The organism is Niallia sp. FSL K6-0212, assembly GCF_038007605.1.
Lineage (GTDB): Bacteria > Bacillota > Bacilli > Bacillales > Cytobacillaceae > Niallia > Niallia circulans.
Map to the genome: position 1 here is coordinate 2521223 of NZ_JBBOXL010000001.1, position 26507 is coordinate 2547729.

The 26507-nt window shown below is 34.7% G+C and carries 25 protein-coding genes and 1 pseudogene; 20 read left to right on the forward strand and 6 right to left on the reverse strand.

Translation table 11 applies throughout. The annotated features are described in order from the left end of the window. The first annotated feature begins 1 nt into the window (after nucleotide 1). The 8 genes from MHH96_RS11970 to pepF all read left to right on the forward strand — a co-directional run bounded on the left by MHH96_RS11970 (nucleotide 2) and on the right by pepF (nucleotide 10242). Nucleotides 2-928, forward strand: coding sequence for an ABC transporter ATP-binding protein (locus tag MHH96_RS11970; RefSeq protein ID WP_047942448.1), 927 nt, complete (start codon nucleotides 2-4; stop codon nucleotides 926-928). Between the two features lie 175 nt (nucleotides 929-1103). Continuing rightward, the gene (locus tag MHH96_RS11975) at nucleotides 1104-2309 is read left to right on the forward strand and encodes a putative glycoside hydrolase (RefSeq protein WP_047942447.1); all 1206 of its coding nucleotides are present in this window, start codon (nucleotides 1104-1106) and stop codon (nucleotides 2307-2309) included. A 5-nt stretch (nucleotides 2310-2314) separates the two neighbouring features. Continuing rightward, nucleotides 2315-2890: a GNAT family N-acetyltransferase gene (locus tag MHH96_RS11980; RefSeq protein ID WP_341117394.1), complete on the forward strand. Its 576-nt coding sequence runs from the start codon at nucleotides 2315-2317 to the stop codon at nucleotides 2888-2890. A 584-nt stretch (nucleotides 2891-3474) separates the two neighbouring features. Then, nucleotides 3475-3870: a transcriptional regulator SpxA gene (gene spxA / locus MHH96_RS11985; protein WP_016204317.1), complete on the forward strand. Its 396-nt coding sequence runs from the start codon at nucleotides 3475-3477 to the stop codon at nucleotides 3868-3870. 521 nt (nucleotides 3871-4391) lie between these two features. Continuing rightward, entirely contained in the window at nucleotides 4392-5054 is a 663-nt protein-coding gene (gene mecA / locus MHH96_RS11990) for an adaptor protein MecA (RefSeq protein ID WP_047942445.1), read from the forward strand. A gap of 298 nt (nucleotides 5055-5352) precedes the next feature. Continuing rightward, nucleotides 5353-6870: a cardiolipin synthase gene (cls, locus tag MHH96_RS11995; RefSeq protein WP_047942536.1), complete on the forward strand. Its 1518-nt coding sequence runs from the start codon at nucleotides 5353-5355 to the stop codon at nucleotides 6868-6870. Nucleotides 6871-7069: 199 nt separating this feature from the next. Beyond that, nucleotides 7070-8239, forward strand: a complete 1170-nt coding sequence (locus MHH96_RS12000; protein ID WP_047942444.1) for a competence protein CoiA — start codon at nucleotides 7070-7072, stop codon at nucleotides 8237-8239. A gap of 179 nt (nucleotides 8240-8418) precedes the next feature. After that, the gene (pepF, locus tag MHH96_RS12005; protein WP_047942535.1) at nucleotides 8419-10242 is read left to right on the forward strand and encodes an oligoendopeptidase F; all 1824 of its coding nucleotides are present in this window, start codon (nucleotides 8419-8421) and stop codon (nucleotides 10240-10242) included. Between the two features lie 332 nt (nucleotides 10243-10574). Here the strand turns inward: pepF and MHH96_RS12010 are convergent, their stop codons facing one another. The 4 genes from MHH96_RS12010 to MHH96_RS12025 all read right to left on the reverse strand — a co-directional run bounded on the left by MHH96_RS12010 (nucleotide 10575) and on the right by MHH96_RS12025 (nucleotide 13334). Next, nucleotides 10575-11447 carry a ClpXP adapter SpxH family protein gene (locus MHH96_RS12010; RefSeq protein WP_047942441.1) on the reverse strand — a complete coding sequence of 291 codons (873 nt, stop codon included), beginning with the start codon at nucleotides 11445-11447 and terminating at the stop codon, nucleotides 10575-10577. Then, entirely contained in the window at nucleotides 11447-11854 is a 408-nt protein-coding gene (locus tag MHH96_RS12015) for a globin domain-containing protein (protein ID WP_047942439.1), read from the reverse strand. Before MHH96_RS12015 ends, MHH96_RS12010 begins: the two co-directional genes overlap by 1 nt. A gap of 106 nt (nucleotides 11855-11960) precedes the next feature. After that, nucleotides 11961-12587: a lytic transglycosylase domain-containing protein gene (locus MHH96_RS12020; protein ID WP_047942438.1), complete on the reverse strand. Its 627-nt coding sequence runs from the start codon at nucleotides 12585-12587 to the stop codon at nucleotides 11961-11963. 159 nt (nucleotides 12588-12746) lie between these two features. Next, entirely contained in the window at nucleotides 12747-13334 is a 588-nt protein-coding gene (locus MHH96_RS12025) for a CYTH domain-containing protein (RefSeq protein WP_047942437.1), read from the reverse strand. Nucleotides 13335-13825: 491 nt separating this feature from the next. Between MHH96_RS12025 and MHH96_RS12030 the strand changes: the two genes are divergently transcribed. The 4 genes from MHH96_RS12030 (at nucleotide 13826) to MHH96_RS12045 (ending at nucleotide 16779) form a co-directional block, all read left to right on the forward strand. Beyond that, nucleotides 13826-14194 (forward strand): UPF0738 family protein, encoded by a 369-nt coding sequence (locus MHH96_RS12030; protein ID WP_061797435.1) that lies wholly within the window; start codon nucleotides 13826-13828, stop codon nucleotides 14192-14194. 149 nt (nucleotides 14195-14343) lie between these two features. Further along, nucleotides 14344-14976, forward strand: a complete 633-nt coding sequence (locus tag MHH96_RS12035) for a GTP pyrophosphokinase (RefSeq protein WP_047942435.1) — start codon at nucleotides 14344-14346, stop codon at nucleotides 14974-14976. A gap of 78 nt (nucleotides 14977-15054) precedes the next feature. Then, a complete protein-coding gene (locus MHH96_RS12040) occupies nucleotides 15055-15849 on the forward strand; it encodes an NAD kinase (RefSeq protein WP_047942434.1) in 795 nt (264 codons plus the stop codon). 45 nt (nucleotides 15850-15894) lie between these two features. Next, nucleotides 15895-16779, forward strand: coding sequence for an RluA family pseudouridine synthase (locus MHH96_RS12045; RefSeq protein WP_061797851.1), 885 nt, complete (start codon nucleotides 15895-15897; stop codon nucleotides 16777-16779). Between the two features lie 40 nt (nucleotides 16780-16819). Here the strand turns inward: MHH96_RS12045 and prpE are convergent, their stop codons facing one another. After that, nucleotides 16820-17578, reverse strand: coding sequence for a bis(5'-nucleosyl)-tetraphosphatase PrpE (prpE, locus tag MHH96_RS12050; protein ID WP_047942433.1), 759 nt, complete (start codon nucleotides 17576-17578; stop codon nucleotides 16820-16822). 181 nt (nucleotides 17579-17759) lie between these two features. On the opposite strand from prpE, the pseudogene mgtE reads away from it, so the two are divergent. From mgtE to MHH96_RS12070, 4 genes and pseudogenes are all read left to right on the forward strand, one after another. After that, nucleotides 17760-19129 (forward strand): annotated as a pseudogene (mgtE, locus tag MHH96_RS12055) (magnesium transporter). Nucleotides 19130-19149: 20 nt separating this feature from the next. Continuing rightward, a complete protein-coding gene (locus MHH96_RS12060) occupies nucleotides 19150-21003 on the forward strand; it encodes a monovalent cation:proton antiporter family protein (RefSeq protein WP_047942431.1) in 1854 nt (617 codons plus the stop codon). A gap of 263 nt (nucleotides 21004-21266) precedes the next feature. Next, the gene (gene fabI, locus MHH96_RS12065; protein ID WP_047942430.1) at nucleotides 21267-22040 is read left to right on the forward strand and encodes an enoyl-ACP reductase FabI; all 774 of its coding nucleotides are present in this window, start codon (nucleotides 21267-21269) and stop codon (nucleotides 22038-22040) included. A 183-nt stretch (nucleotides 22041-22223) separates the two neighbouring features. Further along, complete coding sequence (locus MHH96_RS12070) at nucleotides 22224-22730, forward strand: CotO family spore coat protein (RefSeq protein ID WP_047942429.1); 507 nt, start codon at nucleotides 22224-22226, stop codon at nucleotides 22728-22730. Between the two features lie 392 nt (nucleotides 22731-23122). Here the strand turns inward: MHH96_RS12070 and MHH96_RS12075 are convergent, their stop codons facing one another. Then, a complete protein-coding gene (locus tag MHH96_RS12075) occupies nucleotides 23123-23611 on the reverse strand; it encodes a CotY/CotZ family spore coat protein (protein WP_047942428.1) in 489 nt (162 codons plus the stop codon). 154 nt (nucleotides 23612-23765) lie between these two features. On the opposite strand from MHH96_RS12075, the gene MHH96_RS12080 reads away from it, so the two are divergent. The 4 genes from MHH96_RS12080 (at nucleotide 23766) to spoVAD (ending at nucleotide 26495) form a co-directional block, all read left to right on the forward strand. Beyond that, complete coding sequence (locus MHH96_RS12080; protein WP_309325346.1) at nucleotides 23766-24128, forward strand: DUF1360 domain-containing protein; 363 nt, start codon at nucleotides 23766-23768, stop codon at nucleotides 24126-24128. Nucleotides 24129-24510: 382 nt separating this feature from the next. Continuing rightward, the gene (locus tag MHH96_RS12085) at nucleotides 24511-24990 is read left to right on the forward strand and encodes a hypothetical protein (protein ID WP_047942426.1); all 480 of its coding nucleotides are present in this window, start codon (nucleotides 24511-24513) and stop codon (nucleotides 24988-24990) included. Between the two features lie 12 nt (nucleotides 24991-25002). After that, entirely contained in the window at nucleotides 25003-25485 is a 483-nt protein-coding gene (spoVAC, locus tag MHH96_RS12090) for a stage V sporulation protein AC (RefSeq protein ID WP_047942425.1), read from the forward strand. Beyond that, nucleotides 25485-26495: a stage V sporulation protein AD gene (spoVAD, locus tag MHH96_RS12095; RefSeq protein ID WP_144545286.1), complete on the forward strand. Its 1011-nt coding sequence runs from the start codon at nucleotides 25485-25487 to the stop codon at nucleotides 26493-26495. The genes spoVAC and spoVAD overlap by 1 nt, the downstream gene beginning before the upstream one ends. Nucleotides 26496-26507: the final 12 nt, after the last annotated feature.

Below are 26507 nucleotides of genomic sequence, written 5' to 3' on the forward strand. Positions count from 1 at the left end.
ATTGAAAGAAAAGTTATTAGAAATAAAAAATCTGAAGCAATATTTCAATGTTGATACTCCTAATGTTGTCAAAGCAGTAGATGATATTACCTTTGATATTTTCAAAGGAGAGACATTAGGTTTGGTAGGCGAATCTGGTTGTGGAAAATCGACAACTGGCAGAACGATTATCCGCCTCTATGATGCAACAGGCGGTCAAGTTTTATTTAATGGAGAAGATGTTCATGGAAGAAAATCAAGGGCAGAATTAAAGAGATTTAATCGTAAAATGCAAATGATATTCCAAGATCCATATGCTTCTTTAAATCCTCGAATGACCGTTGCTGATATAATTGCAGAAGGCATTGATATTCACGGTTTAGCGAAAAACAAAAAAGAGAGAATGGAAAAAGTATATGAGCTGCTTCATACAGTTGGTTTAAATAAAGAGCATGCCAATCGTTATCCGCATGAGTTCTCAGGCGGACAAAGACAAAGAATTGGAATTGCACGTGCATTAGCTGTAGATCCAGACTTTATCATTGCAGATGAACCAATCTCTGCATTAGATGTTTCCATTCAAGCACAGGTTGTAAACTTGATGAAGAGGCTTCAAAAGGAAAAGGGGCTTACCTATCTATTTATTGCCCATGATTTATCCATGGTGAAATATATTAGTGATCGTATTGGTGTGATGTATTTCGGAAAATTAGTGGAAATAGCGCCTGCAGATGAATTATACAATAATCCGATTCACCCATATACACAGTCGTTATTATCAGCGATTCCTCTGCCAGATCCAGAAACAGAGCGAACAAGAAAAAGAACGGTTTATGATCCAGCAGTTCATCAATATCAAGAGGGTGAAGAGCTTAAAATGAGAGAAATTAAACCAGGACATTTTGTTTATTGCTCTGAAAGTGAATATAAAAAATATAAAGCACAATGAGAATAAGTAAATTCCAAGCCGACAATCCTTGATTGTCGGCTTTTTAGAATGGATGCCTACGTACAGTTGGAAATTGCTAGATTATGCTTGTTTGTGTTTGTTACAATAAAAGGGATACATCATGGATAGAGTCTCAATAGATAATAGATACTGTATGTAGATGGGAGTTTTCACGATGAAAAAGAAAATATTATCCATTGGATTAAGCATATATTTGTTGATTCCCAATATCGCATTTGCAAAAGGGGAAAAGATAATTCCTAAACATCCAACTAAACAAGTGAAAATTATGGTAAAGCATTTACCAGCTTCTTTACCTAGAATGAAGACTAATTTCGATTTTACTTACCCGGATGCTGTGAGGGGGATTTATGTAAACAGTCATTCCATTGAAGGAAACAAATGGAGTCAATTAATGGAATTAGTGAAAACAACAGATTTGAATGCTATGGTTATTGATTATAAAGAAGATCATGGTAATTTGACTTTTATGCCGGAAGCGGATTCACCTTATAGAGAAATTGGCAGCCAATCGATAAAAAATATGACAAAGCTTTTAGAGGAGCTTGAAAAGGAGAAAATTTATCCGATTGCGCGAATTGTTGTCTTTAAAGATTCTGTATTGGCTAAGGAAAAGCCCGAATGGTCTTTTGTCCAAGGAGAGAAGGTTTGGACGAATGGGAGAGGGGAAGCGTTTGTTAACCCGTTTGAAAAAAAGGTCTGGGATTATAACATTAATATTGCTATCGAGGCAGCAAAAATGGGGTTTCAAGAGATACAGTTTGATTATGTGCGTTTTCCAGAAGGATTTGAAAATAAAGGAGATATACTAAACTATACGAAAGGAGATTATCGTAAATTAGATAAGAGTGAAGGGGAGAAACGAGTAGAAGCAGTTACGGACTTTGTTCAATATGCAAAAGAAAAATTAGAGCCATATAATGTGAAGGTTTCTGTTGATATATTTGGATATACAGCAACCTTAGAAGAAGCTCCTGGAATTGGCCAGAATTTTTCAAAAATAAGCAAACATGTCGATGTTATTTCTTCTATGATTTATCCAAGTCACTGGACAAATTATTTTGGGATTGAAAAGCCAGATTTATTCCCCTATGAACTTGTAAGGGAGTATATTAAAGTAGAAAAGCAAAAATTAAATCAATTAGAGAATCCACCTATTTCAAGACCATGGCTACAGGATTTTACAGCTGCCTGGCTGGGCAAAGATAATTATCAAGTATATGGAAAAGAAGAGGTTCAAAAACAAATTGAAGCTTTGAATGATCAAGGAGTTAATGAGTTTTTATTATGGAATGCTGGGAATAATTATACAAAGAATGTCGATTATACACCGAAAAATAAAGAGAATAAAGGAGATTAAATTAGATGCATTGGTATGATAAGTTAAATCAATATTTCCCTGTGGAAGAAATGAAATCACAAGAACATATGGAAGCATTACTCAAGGACTTTCCAGAATATTATCATAAGGATGAAGGAAAGTATCATGTGTTAATGTATGTGGAAGCAGAGGATTTTGTTTTTGTCGATTATTTATTTGTCTCTGACAAAGCAAGAGGACAGGGGCTTGGTCATCAATTAGTGGAAAAGCTGAAAGAAAAGGGAAAACCTATTATTTTGGAAGTGGAACCGATAAATTATAAAGATAGTGATACTCAAAAAAGACTGAAATTTTATCAGCGTGAAGGGTTTAAGCATGCAACTTCTATTGGTTATAAACGTTTATCGTTAGCAACTAGGGAAGTGAATGCAATGGAAATTCTCTACTGGGCTCCTAATAATGAAGGAGAAGAGGTTGTTTATCAAGCATTGATAAGAACGTATAATAAAATTCACACCTATAAAGATTTCCAATTTTACGGAGAATCGTATGAACCAGTCGATGAAGTAGTTCAATTAAATATGGAACAAAAACGAAAAAATTTATTCGATGAAATTTGATTAAAGTGTAATAAAACAGCTACCCTCAAGGTGACAGCCCTCCTACAAAATGAGCGGTCACCTTGTAACGAAGATAACTGCTGACGATAAGCTGCCATATATAAAGAAGAGTTTTATTAAAATCTTTTTATATTTTCATTAAAATCTGCTTAATTGAGAATATATAGGGGTTTAATAGAAAGAAATAATGGGTATATAATCAGAAAATATATATTTAGAACAAATATTTTAACAGATGAGATAATTTTTTGAAACTTTTTTGGTTTTCAAACGTCTATAATGATAAGTAACAAAATAACTGAAGGATTCGTACTTTCATAACGAGTTTTTCTTACATAAAGGAGGAGAATCACAGCAATTACCTTAATTAGTAGCAGCTTATATACAGAAATTAATGATACTTGTGGATAAATTTTTTAAAACATATACCATAAAGCAAACAATTAGTGTATAATAATTAATATAAATTACTTGATTGAATTAATTATAATTTAAGAATTATCAAGAAGATAACTCAAGTTATTTATAATCATAATGAATGTAGTTAATTACATGTCTAAATAAAGGGAGCGTGAATTTGTAAAATGGTAACATTATACACTTCACCAAGTTGTACATCCTGCAGAAAAGCAAAAGCATGGTTAGAGGAACATGAAATTGCTTATAAAGAAAGAAATATATTTTCTGAACCGCTTTCTATTGAGGAAATTAAAGAAATTCTTCGTATGACGGAAGATGGAACAGATGAAATTATTTCAACAAGAAGTAAAACTTTTCAAAAGTTAAATGTGAATTTAGAAACAATGCCATTACAAGATTTGTTTGGTATTATTCAAAATAATCCAGGTCTATTAAGACGTCCTATAATCATTGACGAAAAAAGACTACAAGTAGGATACAATGAAGATGAAATTCGCAGATTCTTACCAAGAAAAGTTCGTACTTTCCAGTTAAGAGAAGCACAAAGATTAGTTAACTAATTAGGAACAAAGTATAAAAAAATCTGACATAAGGCGGAACTAAATGAAAATTTAGTACCGTTCAGTCAGGTTTTTCTTTTTTATATAGTAATTAAGAAAAAACAGAGGCATTTCCTAGTTGCTAAAGGTAGAAACCAATCTAACTTGATTAGATAGTCTGGTTAAAGTGTTAGTAATTGCCTGGACTTTTTAGTTTGAAATAATTTCTATGAGGTAATACTACTAAATATAACGGTACAGGAATATGGTATTAAAAGAACTAATTGCTGAGTTTAAATAAGGCTTCATTTATTTAGATAATTGAAAATTGTGAATGCTTTTGAATAGGCATTTAATGGTTTTTTCCATTCCCAAGATATTTTAATTCCATTTATACTGCTTTTGTCATAAAATATAAAGTACAAGGTACAATACAAGGAAAAATAAAAATTTTATTTCAGAAAATTTACTTGTAAGAAATAAAACAATCTGTATGGGGGTCTCTTGTCCCTTCCATCATAGTCTGAAGGGAGTGTTAGCGTATGGAAATTGAAAGAATTAATGATCATACAGTAAAGTTTTATATTTCGTATATTGATATAGAAGAACGTGGATTTAAGCGTGAGGAGATTTGGTATAATCGGGAACGCAGTGAAGAATTGTTTTGGGAAATGATGGATGAAGTACATCAAGAGGAAGACTTCATATTTGATGGACCATTATGGATTCAAGTTCAAGCTCTAGAAAAAGGGTTGGAAATCTTGGTTACAAAAGCACAGCTTTCGAAAGACGGACAGAAATTTGAAATTTCTATTCCAGAGGATAAGCTAAAGGATTTACCAATTGATGAACGTTTTGAAGATTTAATGGATCAGCACTTTACGATTAAAGAGGGAGAAGAAGAGTTCGATGAAAGTCTCGAGTTCCTCTTAACTTTTAATGACTTTGAGGATATTATTTCTTTATCCAAGATGCAAGGGCTGGAAGGAATCGATACAAAACTTTATAACTACAATGGAAAATATTACTTATTTGTCCAATTTCTTGATGAAGAAATTGCAGAAGAGGAAGTAGAAAATGCATTAAGTATTTTACTTGAATATGCTCAAGAAGATTCTAAAATGACCATTCATGTTCTCCAAGAATATGGTAAAGTTATTATTGAGAATGAAGTCTTTATGGAATTAAGAAAGTACTTTCACTAAATTATTAGCAGTTCTAATCATATACAAAAAAATTAAAGAAGCTCTACAATGTTTGGCCGTGTCCATTCATTGTAGAGTTTCTTTGCATATTATGAGAAAAATAATCCTTCAGAATTAATAGAAAGAAACCTCTTTAAGAAAGGACAAATTTTTAATATAAATAGAATAGTTTCTTCCCTAATAAATTGATCATGGAGCATCTGTGGAGTAATTTATGGTAATTATGGGTATATATATAGGAATAAAGAGATAACTCTAAGCTTAATGTAAGTAAATTGGGAGAATGGCGGTGTCTATTATGAATCATACTGCTAGGTTAGGCTTATTTTTTATCGTAGCAGCTCTTTTTGTTTATGTGTTTAATATATTTTTCTCTATACAGGGAGGAATTTACGGACAATTAAGTTTAGTGATCAGTTTATCAGTTGTTTTTATCGGTTTGGTTATTTTCTTTGAAAATCGACATCCCACACAAACATTAACCTGGTTAATAGTCTTGGGGAGTTTTCCAATTATCGGGTTTGTCTTTTATCTATTCTTTGGCAGAAACTATCGAAAAGAAAGAATTTACCGTAAAAAATATTTTCTAGATAAAGAAGCATTTCTGAAGATTGAACAAGAAATTGGTTCTAGAAGAGAAGAAAAGAGAAAGATACTCGATGGACATCAACGCAACTTATTTCACCTAGCTGAGAAACTTGGAAATACACCTATTTCCTTCGGTACCTCAACAGAGGTATTAACAGATGGAGAGGAAACATTTTCAGCTATTTTGAAAGAACTGAAGAAAGCAAAACATCATATTCACTTAGAATATTACATTGTAAGAGATGATGCCATTGGTCAGGAGATAAAGGATATATTAGTTGAAAAAGCAAGAGCTGGGGTACAGGTGCGATTTTTATATGATGCAGTTGGTTCTTGGAAGCTGTCAAAAAAATTTTGTGTAGAGATGAAAGAGGCAGGGATTGAAGTTATCGCTTTTGGTCCAGTTAAAATGCCTTTTTTTAATAGTAAATTTAATTTCAGAAACCATCGTAAAATTATCATAATTGATGGCAATATTGGTTTTGTCGGCGGTCTTAATATTGGCGACGAATATTTGGGAAGAAATCCTTCGATCGGGTACTGGAGGGATACTCATTTATTGGTAAAAGGAAATGCTGTTAGATCCTTACAATTAATTTTTCTGCAAGATTGGTTCTATATGACAAACCATAGCTTTTTGACAGAGGAATATTTAACGCCTATTTCTGAGGAAAACTCGCATGGTGGGGTACAGTTGATTGCGGGGGGACCTGACAATGAATGGAGCGTCATCAAAAGTATCTTTTTTAGTATGATTACTACGGCAAAAGAATCGATTTGGATTGCTACCCCTTACTTTATTCCAGATGAAGATATATTTTCTGCTATTAAAATTGCTTCATTAAGTGGTGTAGATGTGCGTATTCTCGTTCCTAGTAAACCGGATAAAAGAATTGTTTTCCATGCTTCCCGCTCTTATTTCCCAGAGTTACTAGAATCCGGCGTCAGGGTCTTTGAATATAACCGCGGATTTATGCATAGTAAAATTATTATTGTAGATGGAGAAATTGCCTCCATCGGGACATGCAATATGGATATGAGAAGCTTTCATTTAAATTTTGAAGTTAGCGCATTTTTATATAAAACAAGAAGTACGGAAAAGCTTGTAAAAGACTTTCTGGAAGATATAAATCAATCAATCGAATTAGAAGAAGAGACCTTTAATAAGAGACATTATGGCTATAGAATGCTTGAATCGACTTCAAGATTATTATCACCTTTATTATAAAGTGGTTTTGATTTTATATAAAGAGCACGTATTTATTCATTACTTATTTGAAGGTAATGGGCAAAAACGAGCTCTTTTTTCGTATGGTTACATGTTCTATAAAAAAGAAGGAAAATTCAAATAAGAAGAAAGTTTAAGAAGGGATTCTAAGAATAAACAAGAATAAGTATAGAATAAATCGAAAAGGAGGAAATTTATTTTGTTTACAGCCATAACAGAAGCTGGCGAAATAATCAACTTGTTCACTAGGAAGGAGAAAGATGATTTAAAATGCTTACGGCAAACTCCATTATATTGTCCAGAATGTAAAGGACGTGTTCTCTTAAAAATGGGAGAAAAAAAGATAACACATTTTGCCCATGAAAGGAAAGCATGTTGTTCAAGTAATGGAGAGGCGGAGTCTACTTATCATTTACAAGGAAAGTTGCAATTATATCAAAAATTAGCTGAATTGAATCTTCACCCCCAAGTAGAGCCTTATTATCCAGAAATAAAGCAGCGGGCAGATATTAGTTTTGTCTTTCATAAGAAGCAGTATGTGATTGAATATCAATGTGCTAAGATTTCTCCACAGTTAATAAAGAAACGTACAGAAGGTTATCGAAAAGTAAATATTCATCCTATTTGGATTATCGGCTTTTGTCATTTAAAGAAGTGGAATCCAGTCAAATTGAAACTTTCTACATTTATTTATCAGTTTTTCATCTTATACCACAACCAATATCTTCTGCCATCTTATTGTCCATATGACCGGGCATTTTATTTGATTCAAAACCCAATACCAATATCCATCTCCCAATTCTTTGTGACTACTTTTTGCTATCCTTTAGTAAAAATAGAGGGAAAGCCGCCTCTAATTCCCAGAAAAAAATGGCATTTTACTTATTGGCGAGAGATTATTCATCGGCAAAAAACAAAGGATATACATTACCAAACAAATGATCAATTTTTAAAAGAGTTGTATGTTCATGATCTGCATCCTCATTTCTTACCTCCATTTATTGGAATCCCTTTAAAGGAAGGGTTTCTCCTCGAAACAGCACCATTATATTGGCAGGCTACTATTTTTCTTGATAGCTTTAAAGAAGAGATGAAAATATACCCCCTTCAAAAGATTTATGTGAATTTCCATAAGAGAATCGATAGTAGACAAATTAAAATAAGAGATTTTCCTTTTATAAGCGAGGCAGACTGGAGAAAAGCGGTTAAACAATATTTACACATTCTGGTGGAACTGAAGGTTATAGAGGAAGTAAAACCTCATTTTTATCGGATGCTTTATAAGAAGAAAATCAGAAATTATGAAATACAGGAACAAGAAGAAGCAATGTTCTATAAACAATTAAAAAAATTGGTTAATAAGCAATAAAGATAAATGAAATAACATAAAATACATATGCTAATGTATATGTAGAAAAATTGTTCATGCATTAAAATCGGAAATAGATCGAAAATTTGGTAGAATAAGAAGGAATTGGTTTGGAAATCGGAGAATATTTAATAATGTTTATTTTCGAATTCCGAAATAAAAAGAGTGGAGGATGGAATATGTCAGCAGAAACAGGAGTAAAAAAATTACCACTGCGTAATGAAGTTCCAGTAGAAGATACTTGGAGATTAGAGGATATATTTGCAAGTGATGAAGAATGGGATAAAGAATTTGAAGAAGTAAAGAAATTATCTCAAAAAGCAACAGAGTATCAAGGGAAGCTTTCCGAAAGTGCAGATGTTCTTTATGAAGCTTTGCAATATCAAGATGAGCTTTTATCAAGACTTGGGAAATTATATACATATGCACATATGCGTTATGATCAAGATACGACTAATAGCTTCTATCAAGGCGTAGACGGACGTATTAAAAGTTTATATGCACATGCTGCAAGTGCGTTAGCTTATATGGTTCCGGAATTATTATCCATTGATGAAAAAGTTATCAATGCTTATTTAGAAGAAAATAATGAATTGAAGCTGTATAAGAAGGCTTTAGAAGAAATCAATTTACAAAGACCACATGTGTTAAATGCTGAACAGGAAGCTCTGCTTGCACAAGCATCAGAGGTATTAGATTCTTCTAGCAATACATTTGGGATGCTGAATAATGCCGATTTGGAGTTTCCAAGCATTAAGGATGAAAACGGAGAAGAAGTAGAAGTTACACATGGTCGTTATTCTCGCTTTCTGGAAAGTGCAGATCAACGTGTACGCCGCGATGCATTTATGGCTGTCTATGATACTTATGGCAAATTTAGAAATACATTTGCTTCCACATTGAGTGGAGAAGTAAAAAGTCATACATTTAATGCGAAAATAAGAAACTATAATTCGCCACGACATGCTGCACTGGCTGCTAATAATATTCCAGAACAAGTGTATGAAAATCTAGTGGAAACGATTAATAAGAATTTACCATTATTACATCGTTATGTGAAATTGCGTAAAAAAGTCCTTGGCCTAGAAAAACTGCATATGTATGACTTATATACACCACTAGTAAAAGACGTAAAAATGGAAATTCCTTATGAAGAAGCGAAAGAATTAGTAATAAAGGGCTTGGCTCCACTTGGTGAGGAATATGCGTCTATCTTAAAAGAAGGCTTTGAAAACCGCTGGGTGGATGTACATGAGAATAAAGGGAAAAGAAGTGGTGCTTATTCTTCTGGATCCTATGGAACCAATCCATATATTTTAATGAACTGGCAGGATAATGTAAACAATCTATTTACGTTAGCACATGAATTCGGGCATTCTGTGCACAGCTATTATACAAGAAAATCACAGCCATATCCTTATGGTAATTATTCCATCTTTGTTGCAGAGGTAGCCTCTACTTGCAATGAATCCTTATTGAACGATTACTTGCTAAAAACAATAACTGACAAACAAAAGCGTCTATATTTATTGAATCATTTCTTAGAGGGCTTCCGTGGTACGGTATTCCGTCAAACGATGTTTGCTGAATTTGAACAATTAATTCATGAAAAAGCAAGTAATAATGAGCCATTAACTGCTGATTTACTGACAAAGGAATACTATGCTTTAAATCAGAAGTATTTTGGGGAAGAAGATATTATTATTGATGAGGAAATTGGCTTAGAGTGGTCAAGAATTCCGCATTTCTACTATAATTTCTATGTATATCAATATGCAACTGGCTATAGTGCTGCAACAGCATTAAGTAAACAAATATTAGAAGAGGGGACACCGGCAGTGGAACGATATATTGAGTTCTTAAAGGCTGGAAGTTCTGATTATCCAATTGAAGTACTTAAAAAAGCTGGAGTGGATATGACAAGCAAAACGCCAATCGAAGAGGCATGCCAAGTTTTTGAAGAAAAATTGAATGAGATGGAAAGCTTATTAAACGAAATTTAATTGACTTAAGAATAGTAAAGCGTGTGTTAGAGGAAAACTCTATTACACGCTTTTTTTCGTTTGCGATCAGTCTGAATTTATGAAGATTTTGTGAACATCATCCCAGTTGTATTGCAGAATATAATTAAATTATGATACTATTTAGTTGTGAAGTTAATCACAAACAAACTTATACCCCTTTGTTTGACCGTGAAAAATTTCTCCCATCCCCTTTGTTCGTAAAAGTAAAAAAGGCCTTGCCTTGAGACAGCAAGTCCTTTTTTATTTTTTTCGTCTTTTCAATAATAAAAAAATAGACATGGCATCTTTATAGATTACCACATCCCCCAGTTTTAACCGATATATTTCCAAAATACCCCATATTTAGCTGGTATTTGTTCTACTAGTTGTCGTAATTGCAATTTCTTCATTTCTTTTTCAATTTCTTGAATGGATTTATTATAAACAACAGATAATTCCTTTGATGCAACAAGTTTAAAGCATTCTAAAAAGTTTTCTAGTGGAGGTGGAGCTGCTTTTTCTGGCTGAATCTGCAGCATTTCCTCGATAATTTGTACATATACCTCATATGGATAGTAACCAGTAACTTTTATGCCTTCGTCTTCAATATTCTCATTAAAGAAGACTAATGTTGGTATTTCATTTACTTCCATTTCCCGTGTAATTTTTAAATCACATTGAAAAGCTTTAGCTGCACTATTTGAATGAATATCTGATATAAATTCTATTACATCGATTCCTACACTTTTAGCACAGGACTTAAGAACTTCAAAGGTAGCAATATTCTTTTTCTCTAGAAATAATAGTTCTTGTAATTTTCGCAAGAATTTCATCCCAGATTTCCGACCCTGCAATTCTGCTGCTTTAAGTGCAATGGAAGGTAGGTGTGGGGAAACGATAGGGTTATCAAACCATAAAGAACCATCACATGACATTCCTGAACGGCTAGCGGTTTTTTCCCAAAACTCGGCAATATTCGCATGCTTGCTCTTCTTACTGCAATTTAAGGAAGATAGTCTACCGCTTAATACATGTTTAAGGGAGAAATACCGTCCATATTCAATCTGCAATTTTTTCATAATAGGCTCAAGCGCCCAGCATTCAGGACAGAGTGGGTCGATAAACATATATATTTCGAGTGGTTTTCTATCTTGGCAATTGTCATCAGCTGTTTTCGGCTTGGATATAGAAATGTCTTTTTCCATCACGTGTTATCACCTTTTTTAGTTTCAATTTCCTCCGAATTAACCATATGTTTTGCTGTCAGCACGAGTCTTGAAAAAATCTCTTCTCGTATTTCGCTATCTAAGTCTACTTCTTCCATGGCTTCATCCATACAAGATAACCATGCCAAGGCGCGCTTTTCTGTTATTGGAAAAGGTAAATGTCTCGCTCTCAGCATTGGATGTCCATGTTCATTAGAGTAAAGAGGTGGACCACCTAAAAATTGTGTAAGAAATTGTTTTTGCTTACGAGCAGTTTCTGTTAAATCTTTTGGGAAGATAGGAGCTAGGTCAGGATGTTGACCAACACGATTGTAGAATGCATCTACAAGTTTATTTAATGTGGCTTCACCAATTTTTTCATAAGGTGTCGACATTTTCTCGACCATATTTAAAACTCCTTTAGCGTTCTTTTATAGCAGTACTTTAACTATATTGTAACAATCGATATTTCATTGTACAAATAAATAGCTTGTAAACAGGTCGAGAGGGAAATTATGCCGTATAATGCTGCGTTACTTTAGCTACATAATTCTGTGTTTCCTTAAAGGGCGGAATGCCACCATATTTATCCACATTACCAGGTCCAGCATTGTAGGCTGCTAAAGCAAGTTCAACATTTCCGTTATATTTATCTAACATTTGTTTTAAGTATTTGCTGCCACCCATAATATTGTCTAATGGGTTAAAAACATTTTGCACACCTAATGATGTTGCTGTGCTCGGCATTAGCTGCATTAATCCAGATGCCCCGGCATAGCTTGTTGCATTAGGATTGAAATTGGATTCCACTTTGATAACAGAGCTGATTAATTTTTCCGGTAAGTTATATTTTTCAGCTGCTGCTTTAATCATTTCATCGAAATCAGAAGTGGTAGTTGCCGATGAAGAAGACAGCTTTGTTAAACTTAATGGCATAAGAGAACCAGTACTTGCTAAGCCTAATGGTATGGAGGCTGCTCCTAGTGTATTATTTTCAATTGAATCCGTTAATTTTGTTTCGGATGATAACATATTACTCAGAAAATCTTGGAAGAGGGTAGATGAACTACCGGTGTTTTGTGAATTTAAACCTTGTAAAGCTTGGAGTTCAAGCATTACCTTAAACTGATCAATTTTCATTGCTTTCCTCCATTTACGAAAAATAAGACATTTGCAATTAAGTAACAACACTTTTGCAGTGAACAAAATAGAAGCAATAAAGTGGGGGAGAAACTTTATTGCTGGGTACAATGGTGTAGAATAATCTAGCAAATTAATCGTATTTTTTAATATACTAAATTACTTCTGTTTATATTTTTCTTCATAAAATCTACGTACTTTGTTTTTGGTTTTTCGAACGGGAATTTTTAAGGTGGCTAATAGCTCCTGAAAGTAAATTTCTCCTTCTTCCCGATTGCTTACTTCATATTCTAACTCATAATCTTCTTTTTTTAAATAGAAACTATGGTCCAAAACTAGTAAACCATTTCCAATTTGTTTTTCTGCCCTAATTGTTCGTAGGCTTCCAAAATATATAATAGATGCAGGATCAATGTTCATGTTTCTTAACAAACTAGAAATTTGCTCATCATTTATTTTCCCAGTAGAGAAAATATCATCGCTTTCCGCTTTGGAAAGAGTTTTATTTGTTTCTAGAAGCCCGTCTGGATGAGGTTGCTTTAATGTTAATTCATATTCTGCCTTTTTTTTACGAATTCTAAGTGCGGAGTGATTAGCTTTTAAAGCAAAATCACTTGTATCAAAATAATGATTTTCTTGTTCAAATAAATCTTCCTTTCCCACTTGAAAATGGGTTAGGAGCAGTTCATATTCTTCTTTTGTTAACATATTTTTAAATTCGATTTCAATGTTTTGATTTTTAGACATATATAGATCCTTTCTTAAACCTTCTTGTCTATTATTATAATAGGAGATAGAGAAACAAGCTATGTTCGTGTTTCCATTATCTCAGTCGTTAGTCCTCCAGTTTGTACACTGCTGACAAGGCGCTTCCGCTTTTCTATCTGTCTAGCTGCAGCGCCTAGCGGTTAGCAAATTTCAGACTACCTCCCTACGATAAGTCAACATCGATTCGCTGACGCTTATCGTGTTTCCATTATCTCAGTCGCTAGTCCTCTAGTTTGTACACCGCTGACAAAGCGCTTCCGCTTTTCTATCTGTCTAGCTGCAGCGCTTAGCGGTTAGCAAACTTCAGACTACCTCCCTACGATAAGTCAACATCGATTCGCTGACGCTTATCGTGTTTCCATTATCTCAGTCGCTAGTCCTCCAGTTTGTACACCGCTGACAAGGCGCTTCCGCTTTTCTATGATAATTCTTGTGGTTGTGGTAAAATATGCATAGTTGGAGGGTGAATAATGAAACAAAAATGGCAGATTAAAGAGACGATTAAAAAGGAAAATGAACTAGTATTTCAACTGCAAGAGGATGTCAATTTAGAAAATGCGAAGGCATGTGGTCAAATACTTGTTGATTCTGATGCTCTTGCGTTTATATATTTACTTGAAAAGGAAAATGAATATGTTTATCTAGAAATTCCGGAAAGCGTATGGAAGGATTGTAAACAGGCGTTAGAGTCAAATAGTTCATTTTTTGTAAAAGATGAGAAGGGGCATTTATTGCTTGAAAACTTCAAAGAGGAATTAGAATATTTAATTGAGAATATTCGAGGAAATGGAAATTATGGAGAGGATATGGAAAAAGGAGTTTCATCCGTTTTTCTATAATGATTTGTTAGATTGAATAGAAGCAGATTTATACATGTTTTAATGGTGTAACTCTGCCTGTTTTGAAAAAAAATAGATAGTAATCGACAAATCTTCTATAAAAGAAATGCCTCGTCTGAAAAGAACCTTGGAATTGAGGTGTTATATATATGAAACAGTGGGATCAATTTTTGGCGCCATATAAACAAGCGGTAGATGAGCTAAAGGTTAAACTCAAAGGAATGAGACGTCAATTTGATCATGAAGATGATCATTCTCCAATAGAATTTGTAACAGGACGTGTAAAACCAATAGCAAGTATATTGGATAAGGCAAATGAAAAGGGCATATCTTTAGATAAACTAGAAACAGAAATGCAAGATATCGCGGGACTTCGGATGATGTGTCCATTTGTTGACGATATTATAAGAGTTGTTGAACTATTAAGACAAAGAAATGATTTTGAGATTGTAGAAGAGAGAGATTACATCTTACATAGGAAAGAAAGCGGCTATCGTTCTTACCACGTGGTAATTGTCTATCCAGTACAAACCATAAATGGGGAAAAGAAACTATTAGTCGAAATTCAAATTCGTACGCTTGCAATGAATTTTTGGGCGACGATTGAACATTCGCTAAATTATAAGTATAAAGGCCAATTTCCCGAAGATATTAAAATGAGATTGCAAGGAGCTGCAGAAGCTGCCTTTCGATTAGATAAAGAAATGTCTTTAATCCGGGGCGAAATTCAAGAAGCACAGGCTTTCTTTAACCGCAAGAAAGAAAATGATAAGAATAAGTAGTTTTTAGTTATAAATCACAAAAGAAAATTCAAAGATATTCTGCATTTCTAAAAACTGAGAAGAGGAGCTACCAAACTTATGAAATTTGCCGTTACCTCAAAGGGTGATTCGAAATCAGAAAACTTAGTCCAAATAATAAAACAATATTTGCTTGATTTTGAATTGGAATATGATGAAGAAGAGCCGGATATTGTTGTCTCCGTAGGGGGAGATGGGACACTTCTTTATGCATTTCATCGATACAGCAATCGTTTAGATAAAACAGCCTTTGTTGGGATGCATACTGGTCATTTAGGTTTTTATGCAGACTGGACGCCAGCTGAGTTAGAAAAACTCGTCATTGCGATAGCAAAAACGCCATATAACATTATTGAATATCCAATTTTAGAAGTGATAGTTCGTTATCAAAATGAGGAGAAAGAAACGAGATATTTAGCATTAAATGAATCAACGGTGAAAAGTATGGAAGGAACCTTTGTCATGGACGTAGAAATGAGCGGCAAACATTTCGAACGATTTAGAGGGGATGGTCTTTGTGTATCTACCCCTTCTGGAAGTACTGCTTATAATAAAGCTTTAGGCGGAGCGATTGTGCATCCTTCCATTGAAGCAATACAGTTGGCAGAAATGGCTTCCATAAATAATAGAGTCTTTCGAACGGTTGGCTCCCCATTAATTTTACCGAAACATCATACATGTGTATTAAAGCCAGTAAATGAACCTAATTTTCAAATCTCTATTGATCATTTGAATCTATTACATAAAAAAGTACATTCGATTCAATATCGAGTAGCAGAAGAAAAAGTACGGTTTGCAAGGTTTCGACCGTTTCCGTTTTGGAAACGAGTACATGATTCTTTCATTTCTGAATAAGAAAGAGACAGGAGCGATAGCTTGAGCTTTACGTTAGAGTGGGTTATGCAGCAGGAAAAAGGCATGACCATTAAGGAATTTTTGAAGACTCAACAAATCTCTAAGGCAGCTATAACAGATATAAAGTTTAAGGGTGGGAAGATTCTTGTTAACGAAAAAGAAGAAAATGTTCGCTATACGTTAAAGGAAGGCGATCAATTAGTGGTTTCTTTTCCACCGGAGCTGCCTAGTAGCGGCTTAATTCCAGAACAGATCTTGTTAAACATTGTCTTTGAGGATGAGTATCTATTAATTGTACAAAAAGAATATGGGATGAATACGATACCATCAAGAGAGCATCCTAGTGGTAGTTTGGCTAATGCTTTAGTAGGCTACTATCAAAAGCAAGGAATTGAAGCAACAACCCATATTGTCACGAGATTAGATCGGGATACATCTGGATTAGTGCTGATTGCGAAACATCGTCACATTCACCATTTACTTAGTGAACAGCAAAAAGGCGGTGATGTAAAAAGAAAATATCTCGCTTTTGCTGAAGGGCAAATTTCTCCGTTAGCTGCTACCATTAATGAGCCAATTGGCAGATGCTCGGACAGTATTATTAAAAGAGAAGTAAGGAAAGATGGCCAATCAGCCATTACACAATATCGTGTATTAGCACAGGATAAGCATTTATCTCTTGTGGAATTGTCTTTAGAGACTGGAAGAACGCACCAGATTCGTGTTCATCTAGCTTATCAGGGACATCCGCTTTTAGGTGACGATTTATATGGAGGAAAACGAGATTGGATAAATCGGCAAGCTCTACATTGTTTTTATCTTAAGTTTACGCATCCTGTGACGAAACAATCGATTACTTTTACAGTTGATCTCCCTGATGATATGAAAAGGCTCGAACAGAAATTAAAAAAGAGTGAAGAATCCATTTAAAAGGAACCTTCACTCTTTTTACTTATTTTGCTAAACTGAATTAATGATTCTTTGCTGTTTCTGTATCGAATGTGCGAAATTTTTCATCTATAAGAGGCATACTGGAACACACAGATTCAACAGTTAGTTCTGGATATTGAAGTGCCGTTAATTTCCCTCCGAAGACCGCGCCGGTATCTATGTTGTATGTTCGATTCATTTCTCTTACATTGCGCACAGGGGTGTGTCCATATACAACAATCGGTTTTCCTTTATACTTTTTGGCCCAATCTCTTCTTACAGGAGAACCGTTCCCATGAACCTCTCCGGTGATATCGCCATAAAGCACAAAGGTTTTTACTTTATTATGGTACTGTCCAATATAATCTTCACGAATACCTGCATGGGCAATGACAATTTTTTGATTGTCTAAGATATGGTATAATGGTGCATTTTCGTATAACTCTTTAAACATCCTTCTTATTCTTTGTTGTTCCTTTTTATTTAATTGCTCCCATTCGGCAACAGTTGTTTCCAAGCCATGGGCAATTTTTACCTTTCTTCCTAAGAAGAAACGGTATAGTTTATCACAATGGTTTCCAGGTACATAATAAGCTAACTCTTTCTTAACTAATAAATAAACCGTTTCGATAACCGCTAAGGAAGCGGGACCTCGATCTGTTAAATCACCAACAAAGGCAAGCTTTCTTCCTGCTGGATGCAAAGGATAACCTTGGTCCCAACTATAGCCTAATTTTTCAGTTAAAAGCGTAAATTCCTCGTAACATCCATGGATATCTCCAATGATATCAAGCTTCATTAAAATCACTCCTTTACCTTTTACTATACCCAATTGCTATAATGTGCATTTTTGTTAATTGTTTCTCTATTTGGGGAATTATAAAGAGAGTAATTTGTTTATGTATAAATAAAAGACAAATCGTTTATCTTTTGTTACTATAAAAATCATATTATTTTTTTATGAGAGGAGGAAGAACTAGATGGTAGAGAAAATATTAACAAATGAAGCACAGCATGCTGTAATTCTCCATTCTTTACAAAATGAAAACTTACAAGAATTCCGAAAAAATTTCCTTGATTTACATCCATATGATCAAGCTTCATTTTTTAAGGAAATGGAGATCGAAGAAAGAGCTCAAGTTTTTGAATATTTAGCTCCAAGTGAAATTGCAGAGATGTTCGAGAACTTACAAATGGATAATTGGGAATATCAAGCGTTGTTTGCTAAACTATTACCCGATTACGTTGCAGAGACATTAGCGAATATGTCCGTTGATGATGCTGTCGATATTTTAAATGTGTTGGATAAAGAGCAAGTAGAAAGCTATTTGGCAATAATGGACCAGCCGACTACGGCACGTCTTAAAGCACTTATGCACTATGAAGAGTCTACAGCCGGGAGTATTATGACAGTTGACTACATTAGTTTATCTGCAGAACAAACGGTAGCATCTGCTATGGAGATCCTGAAAAGAGAAGCTCCTAATGCGGAAACAATCTACTATATATATGTTGTTAATGAACAAAAGCAATTAGTAGGCGTTGTCTCGTTGCGAAGTTTAATTGTTAGTGATAATCAGACGCTCATAAAGGAAATTATGATGATCGCATTTATTCTGTTTCTGTAAGTGAAGACCAAGAGGAAGTAGCAAGAAAAATGCAAGACTATGATTTCTTGGCATTGCCTGTGGTTGATTTTCAAAAAAGGCTGCTTGGGATTATTACCATTGATGATATTGTAGACGTCATGCAAGAAGAGGCTTCGGAGGATTATTCTAAATTTGCTGCTGTTTCAAACATGGATTTCGTTGACCAGCATCCCTTTTCTGCTGCTAAAAAGAGATTGCCATGGCTAATTATCTTATTATTTCTTGGCATGTTTACTGCAAGCTTAATTGGTCGATTTGAAAAAACATTAGACCAAGTTGCTATCCTTGCTGTATTTATTCCGCTTATTGCAGGAATGGCTGGAAATACCGGAACACAAGCCTTAGCTGTAGCCGTTCGTGGGATAGCTACTGGGAATATTGGCAAAGAAAGCAGTTGGAAGTTAATAGGAAGAGAAGCGGGGACAGGGCTTATTACCGGAACAATCTGTGGGTTGCTTGTTATGGTTGTGGTGTATATATGGAAGGGTGATTTCTTTTTAGGAATGCTAGTGGGCATTTCGATTCTTGGAACACTAATTGTTGCTACAATAGCTGGAGCAATCATTCCTCTTATTATGCATAAATTTAAAATCGATCCAGCCGTTGCCTCAGGGCCGTTTATTACGACAATAAATGATATCATCAGTATTTTGATTTATTTTGGTATGGCAACAATGTTTATGAGTTATTTAACAAGTTAGAAAAAAGAGGAGGGATAGTGATGGCACATGGTGCTTCTTTCGCATCACTAGTTATCGTGGTGACGGTAGCTCTATTAACCCCCATTATTTTGCAGCGACTTAAATTGAATGTCATTCCGGTAGTAGTTGCCGAAATTTTGATGGGATTAATTATAGGAAAAAGCGGATTTAATCTAGTCGAACAGGATATGTGGCTAGAAACGCTATCAACATTAGGATTTATCTTTTTAATGTTTTTAAGTGGGTTAGAGATAGACTTTTCTGCTTTCTCTAGTAAGAAAAAAAGAGAGACTCTGCCTAATGGAGAATTGGAGCCAAAATCCTTTCAAACGGCAATTATTATTTTTGCAGCAATTCTCGTTCTTTCCATTGGATTAAGCTTCTTGTTTGTATTCGCTGGTTTTGTTGATAGTACTTTCTTAATGACAATAATTATTGCAACTATCTCTTTAGGAGTTGTAGTACCTACTTTAAAAGAAGCAAATATAATGAAATCAGTTATTGGGCAAATTATTTTGCTAGTGGCTGTAATTGCAGACTTAGTCACGATGATTTTGCTTGCTGTTTTTGCTTCTATCCATGAATCAGGAGGAAATACTTGGCTGCTATTAATTCTTTTTGGAGCAGGGTTAATTCTTTACTTTGTTGGTAGAAGAATAAAAAATAAAAAATTTATGGATACTCTTTCCCGAGGAACCGTGCAAATTGGTACGAGAGCAGTATTTGCACTAATCATTTTTCTTGTTGCACTTTCCGAATCTGTTGGAGCTGAGCATATCTTGGGGGCTTTCTTGGCAGGGGTCCTAGTGTCATTATTATCGCCAAATGAGGAATTGGTTCATCAGCTTGATTCCTTTGGTTATGGATTTCTAATTCCTATATTCTTTGTGATGATTGGTGTGGAGATGGATATATGGTCATTATTTACTGATCTTAAACTATTGCTATTTATCCCATTACTATTAGTGGCATTATTAGTAAGTAAGTTGCTGCCAATCTATTATTTAAAAAAATGGTATGATACTAAAACAATTGTTGCATCTGGATTTTTATTAACTTCAACCTTATCCCTTGTAATTGCAGCAGCGACAATTGGGGAACGATTGAATATTATTACTACCCAAATGAGTGGTACTTTTATTCTGGTAGCGATTATTTCTTGTATCATTACGCCAGTTGTCTTTAAAAAGCTATTCCCTAAAGAGGCTGCACGTGAAAAAGTGATAAATGTTTCTATTATTGGGGTTAATCAGGTAACCATGCAGGTTTATCAAGAGTTAAAGTCCACATTGTATGATGTTACTTTTTATCATAAAAAACAAGAAAAACATGATTTTCAAATTGCGGACTCCCTATTTGAAATCATTGAGTTGGAAAATTATTCAGAGGATATACTGCAACAAACAGATATTTATGGAGCTGATATTGTTGTTGTTTCCACAGGAGATTCTTACTTAAATGCTGAGATGAGCTTGATGATAAAAAGGGCAGGGGTAGACCGAGTTATTTGTCGTGTCGAGAACATGGAGAAAGAAGAAGTGCTGCGCAGAGAAGATATCGAAGTTTTCTCTATGCTTACTTCAACGAAGGCATTATTAACGGCATTAATTCAATCACCAAATATATTTGCCTTACTTGGTAATACGGAAACAGCATTACATGAGATTACTTTAAGAAACAAAGAATTTGAAGGGATGTCCTTGCGCTCATTCCCATTTACGGGAGACGTTATTTTCGTTCGCATTTTCAGAGGCTCTGATTTTGTTATTCCACATGGAGATACAGAATTACAGCTTAATGATCATCTTCTTGTTACAGGATCACACTCGTATGTAACAGAATTAAAACGCCAACTAGAGTTTAATTATAAGTAAGCAAGTAAACCAAGCTTTCTCTTTCTTTTGATAAAAGGAAGAGAAAGCTTTTTTCAGAGTTTGGTTCCTTTTAATGGGAATGAAAGTAGATAAAGGGAAGAGGGGGCTAATGAATAGTTTTTGCTGAAAGAAATGATAGAGTTTTTTAAATAGAAGAAAATGATTAAATCGCCTATTACAACAGTGCTTTCTTTTTTTGCGTTTTTGTAGTAAAATTAGTACTAGGTACTAATAACTTGTAATAGTATATAGGAGGAATAAGAATGACTTTTTCGTTAAAAGGCAAAACCTATGTAGTTATGGGTGTTGCGAATAAAAGAAGTATTGCATGGGGAATTGCGACTTCCTTGCATAAAGCAGGTGCTCGTTTAATTTTTACTTATGCAGGGGAAAGATTAGAAAAAAGCGTTCGTGACCTTGTTGCAACTTTAGACTCAACAGATAGTATTGTTTTACCATGCGATGTTACTAATGACCAAGAGATTGCTACTTGTTTTGAAACAATAAAAAAAGAAGTAGGAACTATTCATGGCATTGCTCATTGTATTGCTTTTGCTCATAAAGAAGAGCTGCAAGGTGACTATATGAATACAACAAGAGACGGATTCTTGCTTGCCCATAATATTAGCTCTTATTCGTTAACTGCTGTAGCAAAAGAAGCTAAAGGGTTAATGACAGAAGGGGGAAGCATTGTTACACTTACTTATTTAGGCGGAGAGCGCGCTATTAGAAATTATAATGTAATGGGTGTTGCTAAAGCTTCATTAGATGCTAGTGTTCGTTACTTAGCTGCTGACCTAGGAAAAGAAGGGATTCGAGTTAACTCTATTTCTGCAGGTCCAATTCGTACATTATCAGCAAAAGGAATCAGTGATTTCAATTCCATTCTTAAAGAAATTGAAGAACGTTCTCCACTTAGAAGAACAACTACTCCAGAAGAAGTAGGCGATACAGCATTATTCTTATTCAGTGATTTAGCAAGAGGGATAACAGGAGAAAACATTCATGTTGACTCAGGTTTCCATATTGTTGGTTAATTTCATGCAAGACAGCCGATCAGTTGATTGACTGTCTTTTTTTTGTTCTTTTTCTTTGCGCCAATTCTACTCTTTGTACTACCTTTCTTTTTTTGTTATTTCAAGTTACATATTAGGCGAATCATGCATACATTAGGATGAATCCTATAAATTTTGTGTTATCTGTTTTAGGAGGTGATAAAGATGTATAGTGAGAATAGTAAACCTTATCTTTCTCAGTCAGGCACAAAAACGATGAAGGGCAATATGCAAGTGAGCTATTCAGCAAATATTTCTAAACAGAAACAATACAAAGAGCTGATGGAAAAAAAGCAGAAGGAAGAGGCGCTCCAAGAAGTAAAAGCGAAAAAAGATTCTGTGAAAGAAGGAGTCGAAAAACAAGGCACTACAAATGTGCAAGAACAAATTCAAACCTATCAGGAACAGCAAGTGGAAAAAGTACCAAGAAAACCCGCTTTTAAACGATTAAAAAGCTTTAAAGAAATGGGAATTGTGGAGAAATTAGAGTACTTACTTCATTTTCCAAAACAGTTACCTCCAGTCCCATGTTTGGTTGTAACTGCTAAGGAGAAAGTTCGTGGATTTGTTGTTGATTTAAATGCAGATAAAGTCGATATAAAATTAATGGATCAGACAATCGTTACTTTAAATATAGCATCGATTGAAGAGATTAAAATGATTGGTATTTAAACATTCTTTCCCGGTTAATAGACGGTTATTTCAAATTGGATATTATGGTGTCATCAATATAATAGCGGCATTATTCACTATATTACTCGCTAGGATATATTTGTCACTATTTATCCATTTGGAATAATCTTTTTTTATTTATCGAAGTTATAAAAGCTGAATATTGTACAAGCATAAAAAATGCTTAAGAATTAGGGAGGATTTAAGGAGTAATAAACTTCACGATACAATATTCAACAAATTTGTGAACATATAGAATCAAACTCGTCTGATAACATGCCTGCTTCTTCCTATGCATAAAATATAAGGCGGAGAGAAAGGAGTGACCATAAAAACGGAGGCGTCTTAAAGACGACCTCCGAGTGTATAGCATTTACAAAGTTAGTAATTCATTAGTCACAAACATTTAAGTCAACGTCAGCGATACATTGAACAGCACAGAAGCAGTTTAAGTCAACAGTTATACAGCTTGAAGTGCGTTGGAATCCTTCTAATTCACAAATTTTGCTTAAGTCGATTCCTTTGTGTCCAACGATATCTAGAGTTTCCCCATCTTTACCAATAGGAGCAAGAACTCTCAATACTGCACAGCAGTTATCAAAAATATCTTCAACTCTGAAAAAGATGGAAACACAGTTGCAGTCATGACCTGTAAAGAATGCATGGAATGGAGAGCCATCTGCACTACTTAATACGAATACACGTGTATCTGCTTTTTTACGTTTTGTTGGAGATACAAGAGATCCTAAAGGCTCTGAGAAACAGTTAGTTTCACATTCGCAATTGTCTTCAGCGCTATCCTGGATATCTTTAATGGCACGAACCACTTCGCAAACGCAGCTGGATGTACCGTGAATATCTTCTTTTTTTCCACAACCCATAATTGTTTTCCTCCTTGTTTGTTTCTTTCTTTATGTTTCTTACATTACTAACATATTGCCGAAGAGCCTTATGGGTTACGGACAAACGCCTTTTTTCTTGAAATTTGGGCATATGACCATTCGTTTAGAATATTTTGGACAATCGGAGAGGAGAATGGAGATGGAAATCCATTGGATGGAGTTTTTTTTACTCATTTTGGCAAGCTTTCGTGTAACAAGATTGATTGTGTTTGATCAGATTACTGAATTTTTCCGGAAAATATTCTTAGAAGAAATAGAGGAACAAAATAAAGACGGGCAAACAGAAGTTTATATTATCCCTAAGTCAGGAAAAATTCGCGGCTTTATTGGTGAATTAATTAGTTGTTATTGGTGTACCGGAGTATGGGTTGCAATCTTTCTTACCATTTTATATTATTTCTTTCCAGTTATTTGTGAACCATTTGTTCTTGTCTTTGCGATAGCTGGAGGAGCGTCTTTGTTAGAAGCTATTTTACAACGAGTGTTTGTTGAATAGTTACCAAATGCTAGGCTAGTTGTTTACACATACATTTTTTCCTGACATACAATGTGATAAGAACATTAAAAATTAATGTTTTTATACATGTATAAATCATCATTATTGGAGGGATTGGAGTTGCTGGGAAAAAAAGTACCTAAAGTGACTGAGCCAGTAAAGGCGCAACCGACTAAAGCAAAGAGAAAAAAATCTGGATGTAACTGTGGAAAAAAATTAGCAAAATAACAAAAAATACCCGACTTTGTGCGGGTATTTTTTATGACTTAAACCCAGTTTGTAAAAATTGGATATTTTTTGTTGTAGAAACATCTAATAATTATTGCCTAAATCGAAAAAAATAAAGATACATTAATTCATCTTTACATAGGAAGGGAAGAATATGACAAATAGAAGGCATGCATCTTATCTATTGATTTTTAGCATATGTGTATTCTTAGCTGGTTGTGCGAAGGAAACACCGAATAGCCGATGGTCAATGCTTAAAAGGATTAATCCAGCGCCAATTGCTCTTTATACAGAGACTGATGGAAACCAAGAAAAATTAGTAGAAGGAATAAAAGAAGAAACGAATACCATTTCGTCCATTTATGATGTTGCAGTAATCAAGGGGAAGAAAGATACATTAGTTGCATATAAGGTAAAGCAAATGGCCAGGTTTAAAATGAAAAGTATTGAAAAGGAATTAACGAAGAAGCTTGAAGCAAAATATCCAGATGAAAGATTCACTGTCTCTAGTGATTTTAAGATATTCTTAGAGACCATCCGCTTATGGGATAATATCCAGAAGCCGGACTATAGTAAAGAAAAAGCAGATAAACGTTTGAAAGAGATTATTCAATTGAATAATGAATTAACGTAAGGAGGGAAAAAGGTGGCGGATAGTAAGAAAAAAAACAAGACACCACAGCAGCAGCAATATGAAAAATTCGAGCAAAAATTTGAAACGAAACGACCTGTTCTTAAGAACTGCATTAAAGCATTTTTTGTAGGTGGATTTATTTGTATGATTGGTCAATTTATTTCTTACTTCTATATATATTTCTTTCATTTTACGGAACAAACATCGGGAAATCCAACTTCTGCTACCATTATATTTCTTTCGATGTTATTGACTGGATTTGGAGTTTATGACCGGTTAGGCCAGTTTGCTGGTGCTGGGAGCGCAGTTCCAGTATCAGGATTTGGTAATAGCATTATTTCTGCCGCAATTGAACATCGCACAGAGGGATTTGTGCTAGGAGTCGGAGGAAATATTTTTAAGCTAGCTGGTTCGGTTATATTGTTCGGTGTTTTTTCGGCATTTGTAGTTGCTCTTATAAAAACACTATTTATTATGATGACGGGGGGATTCTAATGCTTCAGGGAAAACAGTCCTGGGTATTTCAAAATCATCCAGTAATAAAATCTACCGGAGTATCAGGCGGTCCTTTTGAAGCAAATGGAAGATTAGCTGCTGATTTTGACGTATTACATGATGATTTATGGATGGGAAAAACCTCGTATGAACAGGCTCATCGCATTTTATTGGAAGAAGCAGCACAAACAGCCATGAAAAAAGGAGAACTCAAGCGAGAAGATATCCAGTTCTTTTTAGCAGGTGATTTAATCAACCAAATTACACCTTCCAGTTTTGCTGCAAGAGATTTGCAAATCCCTTATTTCGGATTATTTGGTGCTTGCTCCACGTCTATGGAGGGTTTAGCACTTGCTTCCTTTATGGTGAATTATCAAGGAGCTAATAATGTATTAACAGGTGCTTCTAGTCATAACGCAGCAGTCGAAAAACAGTTTCGTTATCCAACAGAATATGGTGGCCAAAAACCGCCGACTGCTCAATGGACCGTAACAGGTGCCGGTGTTGCTTTAATTACGAAGAATCAGTCAGATGAGCGACTTCCCTACACAACCTCTGCAACAATAGGGAAAGTCGTAGATATGGGATTAGCAGATCCTTTTAATATGGGTGGGGCAATGGCTCCAGCAGCTGCTGATACTATCCTTGCTCACTTCCAAGATTTACAATTAGATCCTTCTTATTATGATTTAATTGTAACAGGCGATTTAGGAAAAATCGGCAGAGAAACGGTAATAGCCCTTTTAAAGGAAAAAGGGTTAACAATTGATGAAAAGATAATGAAAGATTGTGGCTTGTTAATATATACAAATGACCAGCCTGTACAATCTGGAGGCAGCGGTGCAGGTTGTTCCGCAACAGTAATGTACGGGCATTTATTAAATGGAATGAAGAAAGGTATGTATAAAAGAATCCTTTGTGTCGCCACTGGTGCGCTTCTCTCACCGCTTACCGTTCAACAAGGGGAAACAATACCTTGTATCGCGCATGCTGTATCAATCGAAATTTAAGCAGTGCTTTTT

Coding starts and splice junctions, on each gene's coding strand:
- MHH96_RS12010 (WP_047942441.1), bottom strand. CDS start 11,447: ATGGAAAAAGACATTTCTATATCCAAGCCGAAAACAGCTGATGACAAT.
- MHH96_RS12025 (WP_047942437.1), bottom strand. CDS start 13,334: ATGTCTAAAAATCAAAACATTGAAATCGAATTTAAAAATATGTTAACA.
- MHH96_RS12020 (WP_047942438.1), bottom strand. CDS start 12,587: ATGAAAATTGATCAGTTTAAGGTAATGCTTGAACTCCAAGCTTTACAA.
- mecA (WP_047942445.1), top strand. CDS start 4,392: ATGGAAATTGAAAGAATTAATGATCATACAGTAAAGTTTTATATTTCG.
- cls (WP_047942536.1), top strand. CDS start 5,353: ATGAATCATACTGCTAGGTTAGGCTTATTTTTTATCGTAGCAGCTCTT.
- spoVAD (WP_144545286.1), top strand. CDS start 25,485: ATGCTTCAGGGAAAACAGTCCTGGGTATTTCAAAATCATCCAGTAATA.
- MHH96_RS12085 (WP_047942426.1), top strand. CDS start 24,511: ATGACAAATAGAAGGCATGCATCTTATCTATTGATTTTTAGCATATGT.
- spxA (WP_016204317.1), top strand. CDS start 3,475: ATGGTAACATTATACACTTCACCAAGTTGTACATCCTGCAGAAAAGCA.
- MHH96_RS11975 (WP_047942447.1), top strand. CDS start 1,104: ATGAAAAAGAAAATATTATCCATTGGATTAAGCATATATTTGTTGATT.
- MHH96_RS12035 (WP_047942435.1), top strand. CDS start 14,344: ATGAAACAGTGGGATCAATTTTTGGCGCCATATAAACAAGCGGTAGAT.
- pepF (WP_047942535.1), top strand. CDS start 8,419: ATGTCAGCAGAAACAGGAGTAAAAAAATTACCACTGCGTAATGAAGTT.
- MHH96_RS12040 (WP_047942434.1), top strand. CDS start 15,055: ATGAAATTTGCCGTTACCTCAAAGGGTGATTCGAAATCAGAAAACTTA.
- prpE (WP_047942433.1), bottom strand. CDS start 17,578: ATGAAGCTTGATATCATTGGAGATATCCATGGATGTTACGAGGAATTT.
- MHH96_RS12045 (WP_061797851.1), top strand. CDS start 15,895: ATGCAGCAGGAAAAAGGCATGACCATTAAGGAATTTTTGAAGACTCAA.
- MHH96_RS12070 (WP_047942429.1), top strand. CDS start 22,224: ATGTATAGTGAGAATAGTAAACCTTATCTTTCTCAGTCAGGCACAAAA.
- MHH96_RS11980 (WP_341117394.1), top strand. CDS start 2,315: ATGCATTGGTATGATAAGTTAAATCAATATTTCCCTGTGGAAGAAATG.
- MHH96_RS12060 (WP_047942431.1), top strand. CDS start 19,150: ATGGCACATGGTGCTTCTTTCGCATCACTAGTTATCGTGGTGACGGTA.
- MHH96_RS12075 (WP_047942428.1), bottom strand. CDS start 23,611: ATGGGTTGTGGAAAAAAAGAAGATATTCACGGTACATCCAGCTGCGTT.
- fabI (WP_047942430.1), top strand. CDS start 21,267: ATGACTTTTTCGTTAAAAGGCAAAACCTATGTAGTTATGGGTGTTGCG.
- MHH96_RS12080 (WP_309325346.1), top strand. CDS start 23,766: ATGGAGATGGAAATCCATTGGATGGAGTTTTTTTTACTCATTTTGGCA.
- MHH96_RS12015 (WP_047942439.1), bottom strand. CDS start 11,854: ATGGTCGAGAAAATGTCGACACCTTATGAAAAAATTGGTGAAGCCACA.
- MHH96_RS12030 (WP_061797435.1), top strand. CDS start 13,826: ATGAAACAAAAATGGCAGATTAAAGAGACGATTAAAAAGGAAAATGAA.